Genomic DNA, 16,520 nt, shown 5'->3' on the forward strand with positions numbered 1-16,520 from the left:
TAATCCCCTCATGGCCGACGTCATCACCATCAAAGCGCCCTCCCACGATCGCGAGCTCCAGCCCAAGGTCGTCGCGGTTCTCGCTCGGCTCCAAGCAGGCGAAGACGTACCCCTCAACCCTGTCTCTGGCGCCGCTGACCCGCGGGCGCGCCTTGTCGCCGTCGACAGCAGCCACCACGCGGTCGTGTTCCACGCAGACTTCGGAACCCAGGCCTACTTCTTCTACATCGGCACCTACCCTGCCGATGAAGCCTTCAGCGTGGCTCAGACCAGCAAGCTCAACATCAACCCCATCAACGGTGTGATGGAAGTGGTGCGCGTCGGTGAACCCGCCGACAGCACCACTGCGCACGATGCACCAGCGAAGGCAACCGGTGCCGCAGACTCCGCAGCTGCCGCCGAAGATGACGCGAACCAGGCCTCTGCTGCCGAGCAGCCCGTCACGACCACCACTGGCCCGGCACGGCACGCGGCGGACAAGGACAACGTCCCGGAAGTTGGGGCCAAGGCCGCACGGTCCAACACCGGCACTCGCCTCGTCGCCGACGGCCACACCCCCGACAGCCTCTTCGAGGAACTCGGTCTTCCCCGCGAGCTCAGCGCGGCGGTCATGCGGACATCCACCAACATCCAGTTCATGGATGTCCTCCGCTACGCACCCGCATGGCAGCAGGAAGCATTCCGCTCGCTGTCCGTGGGGCAACCCGTCGACCAGATCCGCGAAGACCTCGGACTCGGCACCGCGCTCGATGACTCCGTCACTGAGCAAGAAAAGATCGAGCACGCCATCGCGCAGCCGGCAACCCAGATGCAGTTCCGCTACACCAGCGACGCTGCCGATCTGCGGGACGCCATCGAATCGTCCAATTTTGAGGCATGGCGTACGTTCCTCCACCCCTCCCAGCACGAACAGGCAACCAAGTACTTCTCCGGTTCTTCCCGTGTGTTCGGTGGTGCAGGCACCGGAAAGACGGTCGTCGCCGTCCATCGCGCCCGCAATATCGCCCTCGGGTTGCTCAGCAGCGATAAGCCCACCGGTAGCCGCATCATCCTCACCACCTACACCCGCGGCCTCGCCTCCGCGCTCAAAGACATGGTGGTCTCCCTCGATCCCAAGATGCACACCCACCTCACCGAGAAAATCGGGGAAGAAGGCCTCTACGTCAGCGGTATCGATGCCCTGGCGCACACCATCATCAACGCCTCCACTGCTGCCGACCGCAACACCGCATCCGAAATCCTCTTCGGCACAAAGATGTATGCCGCCCCCGGATACCTCAACGAAAACGAAGAGCTCACCATCCTCGAGCGCTGTCTCGCCATGGATGGCGGCATCCTCGAAGGGGCAAAGGCAGAGCCCTCTTTCCTCTTGGCCGAATGGGTCGACGTCGTCATCGCCAACAAAGCCACCAACCGCGCCGACTACCTGCGCACCAAGCGCGTCGGCCGCGGCGTAGCACTCAACCGCAAAGAACGCGTCGCAGTCTGGAACGTTCTCGAAGCCTTCCGCCGTGAATGCTCCAGCAGCCGCAAATTCGGCTACGCCACCATGGCAGCACTCGCCGCCACACTCATCGACGTGGCCGCCGACAACCCCACCAGCCCCATCACCGAGCGACGCGTCGCCGACCACATCATCATCGACGAAGCACAAGACTTCCACGCCGGACACTGGCTCCTCGTCCGTGCGCTCGTCCCCCAAGGCCCTAACGACATCTTCATCTCTGAAGACGGCCACCAGCGCATCTACGGCCGGCCGGTCGTCCTCTCCCACTTCGATATCCACACACGTGGCCGCAGCCGTGGGCTGAAGATCAACTACCGCACCACCGAGGAAAACCTCGACTACGCCAACGAAATTCTCACCGGCGACGAATTCGTCAACTCCGAAGGCGAACTCGACAACACCCTCTACTACCGTTCACTTCGCAACGGCCCGGAGCCGATCATCATCAACTGCCCCACCAGCTCCAAGCAGGCAGATACTGCCGCCGAGTACATCAACCAATGGCAGTCGGAGGCAGGCCCCGGCCGCGCAGTCAGCATCGGCATCCTCATGCGTCAAACGAACTCCGCCAACAAGTTCGTCACACTCCTGAACAACCGCGGCATCAACGCGGAGTACAGGAAAGGTCCCAGCACGAAGAAGTCCGATACTGTCGCTGTGATGACCATGCATGGCGCGAAGGGCCTGGAGTTCACCCACGTCATCCTCGCCGGCATCGATCCCGAGGGCACGCCGCATGTCTACGGCTTTAACCGCATGGACGAAGGTGCACAGAAGGAAGCCGTCCGACGCGAGAAGTCGCTGTTGTACGTCGCATCGTCCCGCGCGCGCGATGTCCTCGTGGCTTTGACTGCTTAGACGAAGCTCCTGCGCAGGAACGCGACGAGCTACCCGTTTTCTTCGCGAAGCACTCCCAGTCGAATTGGGATTCTTCCGGAGCACGGGAAGGAAAGCCGCTGAAGGCCCCTGCCCACGCGCGTCCCGCTCACCAATAGTGGTACTGCTCCGGGTGGAGCAGCTTTCCGTACTGGTTGCGTTCCTTCATCCACGCCGACAGCGTCGACGGATGAATCCCCAGTCGCTGGGCCATCTCCTTCCTCGTCTTCCCACCGAAGTTCACGAGCAAGATTGCCCACTCGGCATGGAACCACGGATCCGAAGAGCCGACTTGCTGGCGCTTCAGTGTCGCCACCAGAGGAAAATCGTGAAGGTCAAGCCCGCGCTCGATGACCTCGTAGATCCATTTGATCTGCTCCCAGGGAGTGAACATCTTCCACTGCGCCGCAGGCAGAGCCAGGAGCTCCTCGTCACTCACACTCCTGGCCATGTCCAAGCGGTGTGACGTCAGCCAATCTCGGAGCGTGATGTCAGAGCAGCCGATGCGCGCGGCTGCTTCTTTGCGCGGAACGCCTTCCTCTACGAGGCGGATCGCTTCGGCTTTGGCTTCGTCGCTGAATTTCTTCACTGCTGACATGGGATTCCTTCGGTTCGTAAAACGCGATGACCGGATGAGGGAGGATGCTGCTTCGCTGACGTGGGGCGACGGGCTGGGGCGGCAGCTCCCTTACCGAAGCCACCCGAAGCGCTCCTGGTCGGCAACGCTTTAGTTCCGCGTTGAACGCCTGATGTAGTTCTCGGGGTGGAGCAACTGACCGTACTCGTCGTGTTCTTTCATCCACGCCGATAGCGTGGACGGGTGGATGCCGAGCTGGCGGGCCATTTCTGCCTTGGTTTTGCCACCAAAGTTCACCATGAGGATGGCCCACTCGGCAAAGAACCAGGGGGCTGACGTGGGCCCTGCCGGGCGCTTGAGTGTCGCAACCAGTGGGAAATCGTGCAGGTTCAGCCCGCGTCTGACAATCGCGCGCACCCAGAAGTTTTGTTCCATTGGCGTGAGCTGCTGCCACCGCACCTCCGGAATCTCGAGGAGTTCATCGTCGGTAGCGGCGATCAACAGCTGGTGCCGATGGTCCTGTACCCAGCCGCGAACAGTATCGACGGAGCAGCCAACGTCAGCTGCGACCTGTGTGACGGGGTCGCCGCTTTCAACGCGGCGAACGGCCGCGGCAACGGTGTCGTCGCTGTACTTTCTCTTTCCGCCCATGGCTGCCTCTCTATGTGTTCAGGTTCTGTGTCATCTGAGTGTTGTGCGTTCAGAGCCTCACCGGGGCACTCCAGTACGCCTGTGGGGCGATTCCCTGCGTCATCGCCGTGGAACCGCATCCCTCAACCCTGACGTCGCCCGGGCTTTCCTGAGGGCAGCGCGCGATTCCCGTAGATTCCACTACGAACTGGGCCGATACACGGTCAATCGAGACTGTGCGAAAAGAACCGCTCACGCGCCTTATGTACCGGAATAGACTCGGCATCGCTGCCGCAGAGTTCACAGTCTACGGTGATAAGCACTGGTCGAAAACCACCCCGACAGCAGTCCCACTTCACGGCGATATCCGCCCCAGGATCTATCCTTGTGCCCTGCCACGCGTTAACGGGCGATCATCATCACCGGTTGCGTATCCGCGCACGGATGGGCGCTCGACACGGGGAGAGGAAGGTAGGTCCACATGGCACCCCACACCGCACGCTTTGTCGCTGAATGGTTCCTTGCCTGGGCCGAGGAACGCGACGACGACCTCAGCAACCTCAAGCTGAACAAGCTCCTCTACTACGCCCAGGGGCTTCACCTCGCCACGACTGGTTCGCCCCTGTTCTCCGAGGACATCTACGCCTGGTCTCAGGGACCCGTGCTGCCAGAAGTCTTCCATGCGTTCGCCGAGTACGGCCGTGCTCCCATTGACCCCATGCGTGAAGTCCGTGCCGGCTTCAACTGGGACCACTACAAGGACGTCGAGCCCACCCTGCTGGACGTGGACTACCTCTACGGTTCCTACAGCGCATGGGCACTTCGCGAGCAGACCCGGCGCGAAACCCCTGGTTGGAGCACTTTTCTCCTGACGACCGGGATGCGCTGATCCCGACGGAGGAGATCCGCACCTACTTCCTCCGCACCCGCGCGGCACGTCAGCACTGCGGCCGAGAGGTGTAAGCCAGTCAGGGCCCGTGCACGGCCCGGCGCACGATACCGGGGCGAGCTGCTCCTGCCACGCAGGCCCGAGCCATCGGCCGAGGTCGCTCTGTCTGCCGTGGTGCGCACTTTCTCGTGACGCTGAGTGTGCAGTCTTTGGTGTCGCTGGGTGTGCAGTCTTTTGTGTCGCCCAGCGCTTGGCCTCCACCGGGCTTGGATACGGTGGCGTTCCCCGGCGAAGACCCACGCGGCCACGCCAGATGTGGGACAATCGTCCCCAGTGTCTCCACGGCGGCGCTGTGCGCTGGCGGACATATGCGCATCAGCCCCGGTTTCCACGGGGTGTTGCTTCAGTTCGCTTCGTGATCTTTGTTTTGCGCTGTGGGGTTCTCTCCCGAAGTAATTTTTTCTTTTCATCCCCGACACCTGAAGGTTTGTGCTTGTGAATCTGGTTTTCCGCCGCATCCTCAACAACGGCTACGTCTTCCGCCTGGAGCCCACAGAGAACATCCCCATTCAGGCCTACGCTGTCGCGTACGCGTACTGGGAGTTCGTCTATGCCGGGACGCTGGATGATCCTTTGACGTTTACGACAAGAGAGGCGACGGCGATCCCCACGGTGTTCGGGGTGCGTGGCGGGCTGAAGATCGCGACCGCCGCGTCGATCGCGTCGATCGAGGGCGCGGAGTGCGACTCCTGTGGTGGGCCGTTGACGTTGAAGAACCGTCAGGCCTTGGAGAAGTTCGCCTCGAAGGGCAAAGCTAAGTGCCGTGCCTGCGATGGGGTGAAGGAAGACCAGGCGAAGACGACGGCGCAGACGTTGCGGCGCGCCGCCAAGGAGTACGCCGCTGTGGAGGAAGACCTTCTGTCGTCGTTCCCCTTCGCGTCTGGCCTGCAGGTGGGGCTGCACATCGACTCCCCAGAGGTCAAAGAGATGCGGCAGCAGCTCATCTCCCAGTCGGTTGCCTCCCGGCAGGATGCCTACAGCGATCTTGAGGCGCTGATCGATGCGGTGCCGCCGGCACTGTTGCCGAGCGTGTGGCAGGCAGTCTCCGAGGGGTTCACCCCGAAAACCCTGGATTCTGCCCTCGATCTCATCAACCGGATTCCGCCGACCAACTCGTGGCTGACGGTGTCGGACTTGATGTTTACCGAGTATGACGGCTTCTTCCGGGTGCTGTACTCGACAGGCTTGGTGTACCGGACGATTTTGCCGAAGGCGAGCTCCCTGCGGTGGCACCCCTACTCCCCATTCCGGGTGGTGACGGAAAGGTCTGCGAAGAGCTACCGGCTGACCCTTGCGGGCCCCTGCGAGAAGCCCGCGTTGAACCTGGCGCTGTTGCGTTTGTTCCTCTCCCAGCGGCTGGAGGCCGTCGGGGTGAAGCGGTTGAAGCCGAAGGACTACCGGCTGATGCTGCGCGAATCCTTCGTGGCCGAGGGCGTGGAGGCCATCAGCGCGGAGTTGATCGAGCACATGATTCCTCCGTTGAGCTCCCACCAGATGCAGCTGGTGGAGAATACTCTGCGCTCCGCGGCCGGCAAGCTGGACTGCGCGGCCCTCGCGGAGACCATTGAGCAAAGCTTCCGGCGCGACTACGACGACCTTGGTTTGGGTGAACTGCAGGTGCCGCATGGGCGGGCCTTCTCCGACAGTTTCCACCCCGGCCCGCAGGCGACCGCAAAATTCATCGCAATTTTCAAGGAGGAGATCAAGGCCGCCCTGCACGACACGGAGGGCCCGGATCTGCCTGTGCGCCCCGATGAGTACTTCCCCGGCGCAGTTTCCGTTGCCGGCGTGATGTTGGAGTTGAACTACCCGTGGTTCACGCTCGCCGATGTGGAACGCCGCTTGAAGGAAATCGACGCCCACGTCGGTGCCACCGATGAGGAGGAGCGGGATCGCTTCCGCCTCTACTACTTCCACGGGAAGCACCGCACGTGGAATGAGTGCCTGCGCGATCATGCAGAACTGCTGGAGGAGGAGGCTTTCCTGCAGCGGGCGATGGAGAACTCGGACATTGTCGCCAATGCTGCCAGCGGTGACATGGATCCGAAGAGCATGGCTGATTTCTTGGGCCTGCTGGCAGGCGCCCAGGGCGAGGGCAACTTTGGTGGGCTGCAGCAGCTGTTCGCCAACGGCCCGATTCCGCTTGAGGGCGGCAGCCCGGAGGACGTCATGCGGCTGTTCGATCAACTCAACTTCGACGACGAGGATTAGACACCCCCTCCCCCGCCGCCGGGAGACACTGATGATCACCACGGGTGATGTTGGTTGCCCCGGTGTGCGGGGGATATACTTTTCGCACCATGACCGGTACCGCTGCCCCACGCTCCACGAGGTGAGGGAGTCGAGGGCCGGTCGTTGTCGTTTCCGTCGCGCGCTCCACCTTCGGTGATCGCGCGCTGACTCCCCTTGCTCTTCTTCTCCTCCTCTCCCCCGTCTTCTTCCTCTCTTCCTCCCGTTATCTTCTTCTCCTTCTACTCCCCCTCTCCTTCTTCCTCTTCCTCTCTTCTCCTCCTTGAGCTTCCGCGCGCTTTGCGCCCTGCTCTTCGCTGCTTCGCTGCTTTTCCTCTTTTTCTTTCTCTTCCTCTTCTTTCGTCTTCTTTCCTGCCCCTCTTTCCCACCGACCCCGTGAGGACGTCTGCCCCGTGCTGCACCGCTACACCTACCCGCTGTCCCCGCAGCTGCGGCTCGTCGTAACCCCCAACCCGGATGTGCCGATCGTGGCGCAGCTCCACGGGTTGCTGTACTGGGAGATCGCCCAGGTGGAGGTGAGCTTCCCGGAGGACTCCGGGATGCAGGACCGGCAGATCCCCAATGCGGCCCTGCTGGAGATGCTCAACCACCCGGGCCAATGGTCGGAGTTCGCCGATACGATGGCGCACGAAATTCAGTGGGCGGCACAGCTGCACCCGGAGTTCCCGCCGCCGGAGCTCATTGCGTCGCCGGTGTTTGTGGAGTCCCCGCGCCTGGTGGCGTTGGGGACGGTGACCGCCACCCTGGAGGGGGCGGAGTGTTCCGAGTGTGGCGGCCCGCTGGTGTTGGTGGATCGGGCGATGCTGGAGAAGTATCTGGCCTCCGCGCAGCGGATGCGGTTTGCTGCCTTTGAGGATGTGGAGATGCAGCGGCTGGAGTTCTTCGATGAGCACACCCGGCCCGGCATGAGTGATGATAAGGCCGCCGCCGTGGAGCGGGAGATGCTGGAGCGTTTCCCCGTGGTGGCGAAAACCCCGCGGGTCAAATGCCTGCGGTGCCGCAAGGATGGGGCGCAGCTGCTGGATCGCGCCGCGGATGTGGTGGCGCGGGGCCTGGCGGAGTGGGAGGAGATCTCGGAGATTCCGTTGGGGGTGCGGGACGAGTCGTTTACTCCCTCCCAGATCGGTACCCCGGGGTTGCCGACCATGGATCCGGAAGTTCAGGTGGATGCGGCGGCCCGCCTGGCGGAGACGTTTACCCCCGTAGCGTGGGAGTCCCTGTGGGCGGCCGCCCCGATGCGCGCCATCGCGGCCGCGCACACGATGGCCAATGATCCGGCGGTTGTCCACGTGGTGGATCATGCGGAGCAGATGGCGGAGGATTCGCTGTTTGCCACCGAGTTGCCGCGCTTTAACTATGTCGGCCAGCACACCCCGCAGGATGCCGCCGCTGCCGCCGGCAGCGCGGACAGTACCGACAGCGCAGACAGCGACCCCACGGGCAGTGGCGCTGCCGTGGATGCTTCCGATCCGGAGTTCGCTGCGGCGGTGGCCTCCCGCTTCGATGAGCTGTGGGACGCCATGGACGACGAGGATGAGGACTGGGACGACGAGGACTTCGAGGACGAGGATTTCGACGAAGAAGCCTTCGGCGAGGAGGCTCTTCGTGGGCACGGCCCGGACTGCACCTGCGGGGACATGGATGACATGAGCGACGCGGAGGTGTACGCCCTCCTCGACGAGGCTTTGAAGCCCGGCGGCGGGTCCGCCATGGCGCGCGCCGCCGCGGCGCGCGGGGTGGACTGGCAGCAGCACATCACCCCCGGCGGGAAGGCTGCCGCCCAGGCGATGCCGCCCCGCCTGCCGGCGTTTGCGCCCGCCTTCGACGAGTACGTCGGCCCGCACACGCCGCGCACCGTGGATGTGTTGAAGCGGGCGGGTTTGGTGCGCCCCACGGTGCCGCGGGTGCCGTGGCGGCTGGTGTGGCCGGCCCACGACGCCGACCCGATTGTGCCCCGGGGTTTCGAAATGATGATCACCGGGCCGGTGGCCATGGATGACTACAACTTGCTCTACGGGCGGCTGCTCGCAGGGCAGCAGCTGCGGGACCTCACGGGCGGCCGGGTCGCGACCATCACGGTGGGCGATGCCCGCCTGTGCAACCAGGAGGATCTGCCCTCCCGGGAGGCGGTGCGCCGCCTCGCCCGCGCCCAGCAGCAAGCCGCACACCACACCCCCGGCACCCAGCCTTCCTCCCCGCAGGCCCCCGCGCAGCCCACCCCCTCCCGGGCCACGGCGGCAGCCGCGGACGCAGCTCGCACAGTTCCTGTGGGGTGGGCGCGGCGCGAATACAACACCTCCATCCCCTTGAGCGTGGAGGAGTTCCTCAGCTACTGCGAGGAAGTGTTCCTCGACTTCGGTGTCGCCACCGCCGTGGAGATGACCCGCATGTTCGGGCTTCCTGCGCTCACAGCAGATGAGGTGGCGCGCGTGCGTGCAGCGTTGAAGAACACCCTGCCGATCGTCACCCCCGCCCAAATGTGTGACGTGGTGGGCTACGCCCTGGCGGGTATGCGGCCCACTGCCGCCGAGTACGACTCCTTCACCGATCCGCTGTCGGCGGCGGGGCGCTACATCCCGCAGATTGTTGGCGCGCCGACGGTGGAGCAGTTCCTGCACAACCTTGATGCCCTGTGCACCCGCCGGGAGGAGGGGATGCTGTTTTCTCAGTTCCCCGAGCAGATGGAGGCGATCCGGGTAGCGTTCCCCCACCCGCAGGTGGATATGCCGGTGGCGTTTCAGTGGGCGCTGCACACCATAGGTGTACTCACGGCCCCGTACCCGGATCATGTGCAGCACCTGTACTTCGCCACCATCATGCAGGCGGTGGGGGTGCAGTCGTGGAATGGGTTGATGCTTATCCCCGGCCCCGGGCGGGAGCGCTCCACCACCGATGGCGACAAGGCTGCCCCCGGGGCGTCCCTGCCCCAGGATACGAGCCCGGATGTGGACTCCTCCCCCACGGGTGGTGGGTCCGGCCCGGAGGGTTCCGGGACAGACTCCTCGACCCCGGGGGCGGATTCGGCAGCGTCCGACACCCCAGCCTCTGGCGAGCCGTCGGCGGGGGCGGGCGACATCATTGATTTCCGCCGCCGCACCACACCGCAGGACGGCGCACCGGACTCCCCGGAGCAGTAGGGCCGGCACGGCACCCCGGGGGCGGCCCAGCCGCCTGAAGCAGCACGGCCAGCTCGGGGCCGAAAAACCGGGCCCAAAAAACTGAGGCCACTCCCCCTGTGCCCCCACTGTGCCCCCACTGCGCCCCCACTGCGCCCCACCGGACCCCTGCTCACTCGCGGCGCAGGCGGGGGCCATACCCGGCGCAGCGGGGGTGCCCCACCGGGCGCGGGCGGGAGATGCAGTCGGGGTTTTTCCGCCCACCCAGCTACCCCCGGATGAGGGGTCTGTGGAGGCATCCACTCCCCCATGTGGTTACCGTAGGAAACATATGACGACCGCGGTCTGCGGCCGCCGTAGAACCGTGGACTGCCCCTGCCCGCGGGTGTCGGGGCCTGTCCGATACCTGCCACCACCGCCCGCCCCTTATGTGAAATTCGTTGTTTCCCATGCGCACTGCCACATTCCTCCCCGACCGTGCTGCCGGCGGCCCACGTCCTGCCCGCACCGGCGTGCCGTGGGGCGGGATGCTGCTGATGGTGAGTGTGTCCGTCCTTGCAGCCCTGTGGTGGTGGCGCGCCCCCGTCTCCCCGCTGCTGGCCGCGCACGCCGACCGCGATGAGGCGCTCTGGATCCTCAGCCCGAGTGGATTGCTGGCCACTGTTTCCTGCGGGCTTACTGCCGCGGTCGCGCTGCGGCACTGGGTGCACGGCAGAAGAGCGTGGATCGTGCTCGTCCTCGCCAGCATCTGCGCGCTGTGTGCGATGGTGCTGCCAGTTCCTTGGGCGCGCGTGTGCGGTGGGGGTGCCGTGGTGGCTGCCGTGTGGTGGTGCGTCGCGATGGCCGCGCCCTGGACTTTTCCCTCTGCCGCAGGGGTACCGTTGGCGGTCGCCCCGACTGGTCCTTCCATGCTGGTGGTGATCGCAACCGCGATCACGGTGCTCACGCTGGGAGTGCTTGTCCTCCGGCGTCGTGCTGCCGGCAGTGATGCTGCCGCGCCGGCCCGCGTTGCGAGTACCCCCGCGGAAGACGCGGAAGAATCGTGACGAGGGAGAGCCCGCCATGGTCGTTGTCTCGTGTTGTCCTGAAGGTTCAGTGTCTGATGTGTAGCTCGCTCGCACACCCCCGTCGCACGGTGTCGCCGCCTGTCTGGGGGCGCGGTGCCGCGCAGGCTGTGACGGCCGGTGCTGCCGTGTGGTGTGTGCTGTGGCTGCTGCTCGGCCCGCTGCAGTGGTGGGGCGGGGTGTGGATGTCGGATGCGCCGCAGGTGTTCTTTGAGCAGGTTGTCGTCGTAATCCGCCTGTCCAGTGCGGATGTGCTGGGGCTGCTGGCGGGTGCCGTGGTCGGTGCCCGGCTGAGTTCTCGGTGGCGGGTGGGGCGCGCCACCGCGGTGTGTGGTCTCGCAGGCGGGGCGCTCGTGGCCCTCGCCGTGTGCTGTGCCCTGCTGTGTGACGTCGCGTGCGCCCAGGTGTGGGCACCACGCATCGCAGCCCTGGGCCTGGTCGGCGCGTGGTCCCCGCTTGTCGCCCGCGTGGGGGTTTTCCTGCGGGGCCGCCAGCAGCCCGGCCTGTGGTGGATTGTGGCGTGGGCGGCGGCGCTGGGGCTTGCTCCCTTGGCGCAGACGGTGGCGTGGATTCCGCTCGCGCGGGTGCGCGGCGTATCCCCCGTCGTGTTTGTACAGGCCCCCACCGTGTGGGCGTGGACGTGCGGGGCTGTCGCCTGTGGCTGTTGGGCTGTTGCCCGGATGCTGCGGGGCGCGCGGCTGCGGGCTGCCAGGGGCCAGTTACCGCGTCCGATGGATCATGCCGGTTCCTGGGTGGTCGCCGCCGCGGTGGCGTTGTGCGCCCCCTACCTGGGCCTCGGCGTCCTTGTCTCGGCGGGGTCGGTCCTGCTGATGGTCCAGGGGGACGACATCCAGCCCGCCCAGCACCCACAGGCACCGGGCTCCTGGGCTGCGGGGCTGCAGTGGCTGCAGCTCCTCGCCACCACTGCGCCGGTCGGTGCACTCACAGGGCTGGCTCTACTCGGCGCGGTGGGCGTGGTGCCTGCCACGATGTGCTGGCTCACCCGCCGCACAGCGCGCAGCCCCGGCGCGCTACAGCCGAGCTGGGTGCGCCTGGTAGCCCGCGGCGGGTTCCTCGGAGTGCCCGGGCTAGCGTGGTGGTGGTTCACGAACACTTTCCTGCGTACCACACCTGTGAGTTTCGGTCTCCCCGCGTTTGGCAACGACGCTGGTCTGCCCCTGTGGAGCGAGGATGCGGCCCTCCACGCCGTGACACCCCCAGGCTCCACTGTCGGTGCCACGGCGCGACCACTGCCCGCCGGGAGCCTGCTGCTCAGCATGAGCGCACAGCAGGTCACCTTCGTCATCGGCGCGTCGCTCGGCGTGTGGATGCTCCTGTGGGTGTTCTTCCCGCCCCGCTGCGATGGCGAGGTACGCCGGCGTGACGCAATCTGGGCGTGGTGTGTCTTCGCCGTGGGCGCGGGCGCCACCGTGTGGATGGTGACGCACCCGCAGATCATCAGCGCCGTCGCCTCCTCCAACAACAGCAGTGCCTTCGGTGTGCTGGTGACCACCACCCAGCAGTGGTTGGCGGCGTTCACGCTCGCCACGGTGTGCTTCGGTTTCCTGCTCATGTCGGCGTGGTCGACTCTCAGTGCCCGGTGGTTGGCTGCGGCGTTGCCTGACCTGCAGCGCACCACTGCCCCGCGCGCTGTCAGCGGGACATCGCCGTGGTGGCCGGCAGCCGCCCCAGCAGAACGCGGGGCACCGGGTGCGCCGGGCGCACAGCCCACTGGCACGACTGCTGTCCGCCCGCCGCTGCAGCCGGCGTCAATCCCCGCAACCGCCTGCGAGACTGCTGCCGCTGCCACGGTGCCGCCGACACCGCACCGGATGACTCCGGCGCTGCTGGCTGCAGCGTGGTGGCCGCTGGCTGCCGGGGTGGCCTACACGTGGCAGTTGGGCGAGGGTCCTTCGGCTGTCACGGCCCCGCCGGGGCCGTGGGGTGTGGTGGTGCTCAGCGGGGTACTCAGCCTCGTGGTGCTCCTCGGCCACAGACGCTCACCCCAGCTGCCCGCCTGACCGGGCGAGGAGATCACTGCCCACCCAGCCGTCCGCACATACTTCCAGGGAGGCTGCCCCATGACTGCCCCACACCACACCACTGGCATTGCCCCCACCCGGGCGCGGGCGCGCGCCGCGGTGCTATGCGCTGCCGTGGTGGTGGCCGCCGCTGCGTCCTGGGTGTGGTGGTGGCTCAACCCCGCCGATGTGACTGTTCTTCCGGGCCCCCGGGATCTACTGCGCCAGCCGCTGTGGGCGGTGGGGGTCGTCGTCACCCCAGCGGGCCTGGTCGCCACCCTGCTGGGCGGCCTCGCGGTGAGCATGGTGGGGGCCCGCCTGTCGTCGCTGGCCCCCTGCGCGACCCACGCCCGGCGCGCTGCGGGCGCCCCCGCGCGTCAAGGCAAGATCGCGGAGAAGATGACGCCGTTGTCTCTGTGGACGTGGGCGTGCGGTGTCCTCGCGACGGCCCTGGCGCTCGCCGCGCAGGCCACCCCGGGGGTGTGGGCGCGGGCCCTGGCCGGGGTGAGTATCGCCCTCGCCGTGGCGCCCGTGATGGGGCGGTTGGTCGGTGCCCGCGCCCGGGAGACGGGCCGCAGTACCGCCACGGCCATCGGCGAGGTGCTCGTGCCGCTGGGTGTTGTTCCGCTGGCGCAGACCAGCATGCCGGCCGGTAGGGCCGCAGGTGCAGCCGTCCCTGCGGGCGCGCTGCAGTGGTGTGCGTTCTCCTGGACCCTGACGATCCTATGCGTGCTCGCGGGGGTGTGGCTGCGGTGGCGCCGCAGGATCCACCCCCTGGCGGCGACACCGCCGTCACCGCAGGGCTCCGCGGCGCACAGCTCCCCGGCGCGACAGGCGCCGATCCCGGGGCTGCCCCCAGGGATGCCGCCCATGCCGCCGGCGGTTGATGCGCCCCCGGACACCGGCCACGAGTATCTGCCCCGTAGTTGGTTCGGGCCGGGGTGGGTGGTCGTCGGCATAGGTGCGGTGCTGGCAGTGCTCACCCTGGCACAGGCACCCGGCGGCACCCAGGCCTCGCACTCCCCTCAGGCTGCGGCGGCATGGTTTGTCGCGCTCGGGATCAGTGGCGGGGTACTTGCCTGGGGGCTGGGGGTGGCGCTGCTGAGCAGTCTGCTGTGGTTCCTGCCCACCGCGGATGTCTCCGGGCGGTTGCACCTGTCGTGGTGGCGCCGCGGCATCCTCCTCGTGGCAGCAGCACTGCTTGCGGTGGTGGGCAGCCAAAACGACCGGGGTGCGTGGCCGTCCGTGGTGGCGCTGCTGCCGTACCTCAAGGACAACGCCACCAATGGTTTCGCGCGGCTGAGTCCCCTGGCCAGCCTGCGGGAGGTACCGGCGGACAGCGACGCGGTGGCGCACGGTGGCGCAGTACCGGACATCGCCCACGGCTGGGTGCACTGGATGGTCACCATCGGTGGGGTGTGGTGGTTCGTGCTCGCCGCGCTGCCCGCCTGGCTGGTGGGCTGGGCGCTGGTGGGCACGACGCGGCACCGCAGCCGCATCCACAGCGGGCTCGCATGCACGAGTGTCCTCAGCGCCGTCGTCGTTGCGGCCACCGCGCACCTCGTCCCCGCGCGCGTGGTGCCGCACTATCACCCGCCGTACCTGCCGACCCCGCCGTGGTGGTGGAGCGACCTGCAGATCGTGGCGGTCGGGTGCGCGAGCTTCGTCGTGGTCGACTGCGTGGGGCTGTGGCTCACGCGTCGCCTGCGGGCCGTCACCGCGCCCCCGCGTCCCGCACGTGCCACGGCCACTGCCACCCCGGCCCCCGCCGCCCGCGCCCATGGAGTCGCCGCCCCGCAGGCCGAGACCACCCCTGCACCACGTCCGGGCAGCACCCCGTGGGGCGTGGTCCTCGTCGCCGCCGTGTGGTGTGGTGTCGCCCTGGCGGCCCCGCACACGACCGGGCTGACCGCCTGGATGCCGACGGGCATCGCGCCGGCAGGCCCGGCCCTGCTGCTCCTGCTGGCGGCCATGCTCAGCGTCGTGCCCGTGGTGAGCCTCCTGCGGCAGCGCCGCCGCCCACCGGGGCACTAGCCCCACCGCCGACACGAGGGGTGCGTGGCGCCCGCAGGCAGTGCGGGGTGTCTCACGGGCACCTGCCCCAGATGCGTGAGAGCGCGCCGAAGCACCGTAGGCGCTTGCGTCGCCGCTGTGTGATGGATGTCTCGCCGGGCGTGTGCGGGGTGGGGCCTGCGCGTCGTCGCTGGCGCTTCATTCCGGCGCTCTACCCCTGGTGGGAGGGCTTTTCTGCGGCGGGGCGGGGCCACGGGTATACCTGGGTGGGAGCGTGTGGGGTGACGGCCGTGTGAGAATGTGTGGGGTGGGGGTGGACACGGGCGGGAATAAGTTGACTCATCAACTAATTGAAGTGGACATGAAAGCCTTCGGATTTTTGAGTTTCGGCCACTACGGCCACGGCACCGGCATCGGCGACCCGGATGCAAAAACCTCCCTCCAGGACGCCCTCGACATCACCATCGGCGCCGACGAACTCGGCGTCAACGGCGCCTACTGGCGCGTCCACCACTTCGCCCGCCAAGCCGCCTCCCCCATCGCGATGCTCGCAGCCGCGGGCGCACGCACCAAGAACATCGAAGTCGGCACCGGCGTCATCGACATGCGCTACGAAAACCCGCTCATGCTCGCCGAAGACATCGCCACCCTGGACCTTTTGCTCGACCAGCGCATCGCCATCGGTGTCTCCCGCGGATCCCCCGAGCCCGCCAAGCGCGGCTGGGAAGCCTTCGGCTACACCGGCTCCACCGACCCCCGCGGCGCCGATATCGCCTACTCCCACTTCGACCAGTTCCTTTCCGCCATCAAGGGCGAAGGGCAGGCCGACCTCGACGCGAGCGGCTACATCCTCGGCACCCCGCCGAGCGGACCCCGACTGCGCATCGAACCCCACTCCCCCGGCGTCGAGAAGCGCATCTGGTGGGGAGCGGGCTCCCGGCAGACCGCCATCTGGGCCGCCCAGCAGGGCGTCAACCTCATGAGTTCCACCCTGCTCACCGAGACCGAGGACGGCAAGAACTTCTCCCAGCTGCAAAACGAGCAAATCGAGCTCTACCGCCGCACCTGGAAGGAAGCCGGCCACGACTTCACCCCGCGCGTCAGCGTCTCCCGCAGCATCTTCCCCATCGTCGACGCCGCCGATGCGAAGCTCTTCGGCCGCGCCGGGGAGGCCCACGACTCCATCGGCATCATCGACGGGCTGCACTCCACCTTCGGTAAAACCTACGCGGCGGAACCGGACGTGCTCATCGAGCAGCTCCTCGACGACGAGGCCGTCATGAACGCCGACACCCTCATGCTCACCATCCCGAGCAACTACGGCGTGGACCTCAACCTGAAGATTCTGGAGAACTTCGCCACCCACGTCGCCCCCGCCCTCGGGTGGCGGCCCAACACCAAGGGCCTGCCCACCGGCTACCCCGTGGACTAAACACCCGAACGCCCGAGGCCCCGGGGGAACGCATGATACTTCTGCTTCCCCTGGGGCACCCCGCGGTGGCGGCGCGAGCACTGCA

At 66.9% G+C, this 16,520-nt stretch carries 10 protein-coding genes; 8 read left to right on the forward strand and 2 right to left on the reverse strand.

Annotation, left to right across the window (positions count from 1 at the left end; translation table 11 throughout):
* Positions 1-10 precede the first annotated feature (10 nt).
* Positions 11-2,365: a 3'-5' exonuclease gene (locus tag C1Y63_RS01150; RefSeq protein WP_106014631.1), complete on the forward strand. Its 2,355-nt coding sequence runs from the start codon at positions 11-13 to the stop codon at positions 2,363-2,365.
* Between the two features lie 127 nt (positions 2,366-2,492).
* Here the strand turns inward: C1Y63_RS01150 and C1Y63_RS01155 are convergent, their stop codons facing one another.
* Both C1Y63_RS01155 and C1Y63_RS01160 read right to left on the reverse strand, forming a co-directional pair.
* On the reverse strand, positions 2,493-2,981 hold the full coding sequence (locus C1Y63_RS01155) for a transposase (protein ID WP_106014632.1): 489 nt from the start codon (positions 2,979-2,981) through the stop codon (positions 2,493-2,495).
* Between the two features lie 129 nt (positions 2,982-3,110).
* Positions 3,111-3,611, reverse strand: coding sequence for a transposase (locus C1Y63_RS01160; protein WP_106014633.1), 501 nt, complete (start codon positions 3,609-3,611; stop codon positions 3,111-3,113).
* 460 nt (positions 3,612-4,071) lie between these two features.
* Between C1Y63_RS01160 and C1Y63_RS01165 the strand changes: the two genes are divergently transcribed.
* From C1Y63_RS01165 to C1Y63_RS01195, 7 genes are all read left to right on the forward strand, one after another.
* Positions 4,072-4,479: a Panacea domain-containing protein gene (locus C1Y63_RS01165; protein WP_106014634.1), complete on the forward strand. Its 408-nt coding sequence runs from the start codon at positions 4,072-4,074 to the stop codon at positions 4,477-4,479.
* A 495-nt stretch (positions 4,480-4,974) separates the two neighbouring features.
* Positions 4,975-6,750 carry a hypothetical protein gene (locus C1Y63_RS01170; RefSeq protein ID WP_106014635.1) on the forward strand — a complete coding sequence of 592 codons (1,776 nt, stop codon included), beginning with the start codon at positions 4,975-4,977 and terminating at the stop codon, positions 6,748-6,750.
* A 431-nt stretch (positions 6,751-7,181) separates the two neighbouring features.
* On the forward strand, positions 7,182-9,926 hold the full coding sequence (locus tag C1Y63_RS01175) for a hypothetical protein (RefSeq protein WP_106014636.1): 2,745 nt from the start codon (positions 7,182-7,184) through the stop codon (positions 9,924-9,926).
* Between the two features lie 428 nt (positions 9,927-10,354).
* Complete coding sequence (locus C1Y63_RS01180) at positions 10,355-10,951, forward strand: hypothetical protein (RefSeq protein ID WP_146128821.1); 597 nt, start codon at positions 10,355-10,357, stop codon at positions 10,949-10,951.
* A 56-nt stretch (positions 10,952-11,007) separates the two neighbouring features.
* The gene (locus C1Y63_RS01185) at positions 11,008-12,990 is read left to right on the forward strand and encodes a hypothetical protein (RefSeq protein WP_106014638.1); all 1,983 of its coding nucleotides are present in this window, start codon (positions 11,008-11,010) and stop codon (positions 12,988-12,990) included.
* A 60-nt stretch (positions 12,991-13,050) separates the two neighbouring features.
* Positions 13,051-15,024: a hypothetical protein gene (locus C1Y63_RS01190; protein ID WP_106014639.1), complete on the forward strand. Its 1,974-nt coding sequence runs from the start codon at positions 13,051-13,053 to the stop codon at positions 15,022-15,024.
* A gap of 340 nt (positions 15,025-15,364) precedes the next feature.
* Positions 15,365-16,435, forward strand: a complete 1,071-nt coding sequence (locus tag C1Y63_RS01195) for an LLM class flavin-dependent oxidoreductase (protein WP_106014640.1) — start codon at positions 15,365-15,367, stop codon at positions 16,433-16,435.
* Positions 16,436-16,520 lie beyond the last annotated feature (85 nt).

Origin of the sequence: Corynebacterium sp. 13CS0277 (assembly GCF_002994655.1) — a bacterium.
Lineage (GTDB): Bacteria > Actinomycetota > Actinomycetes > Mycobacteriales > Mycobacteriaceae > Corynebacterium.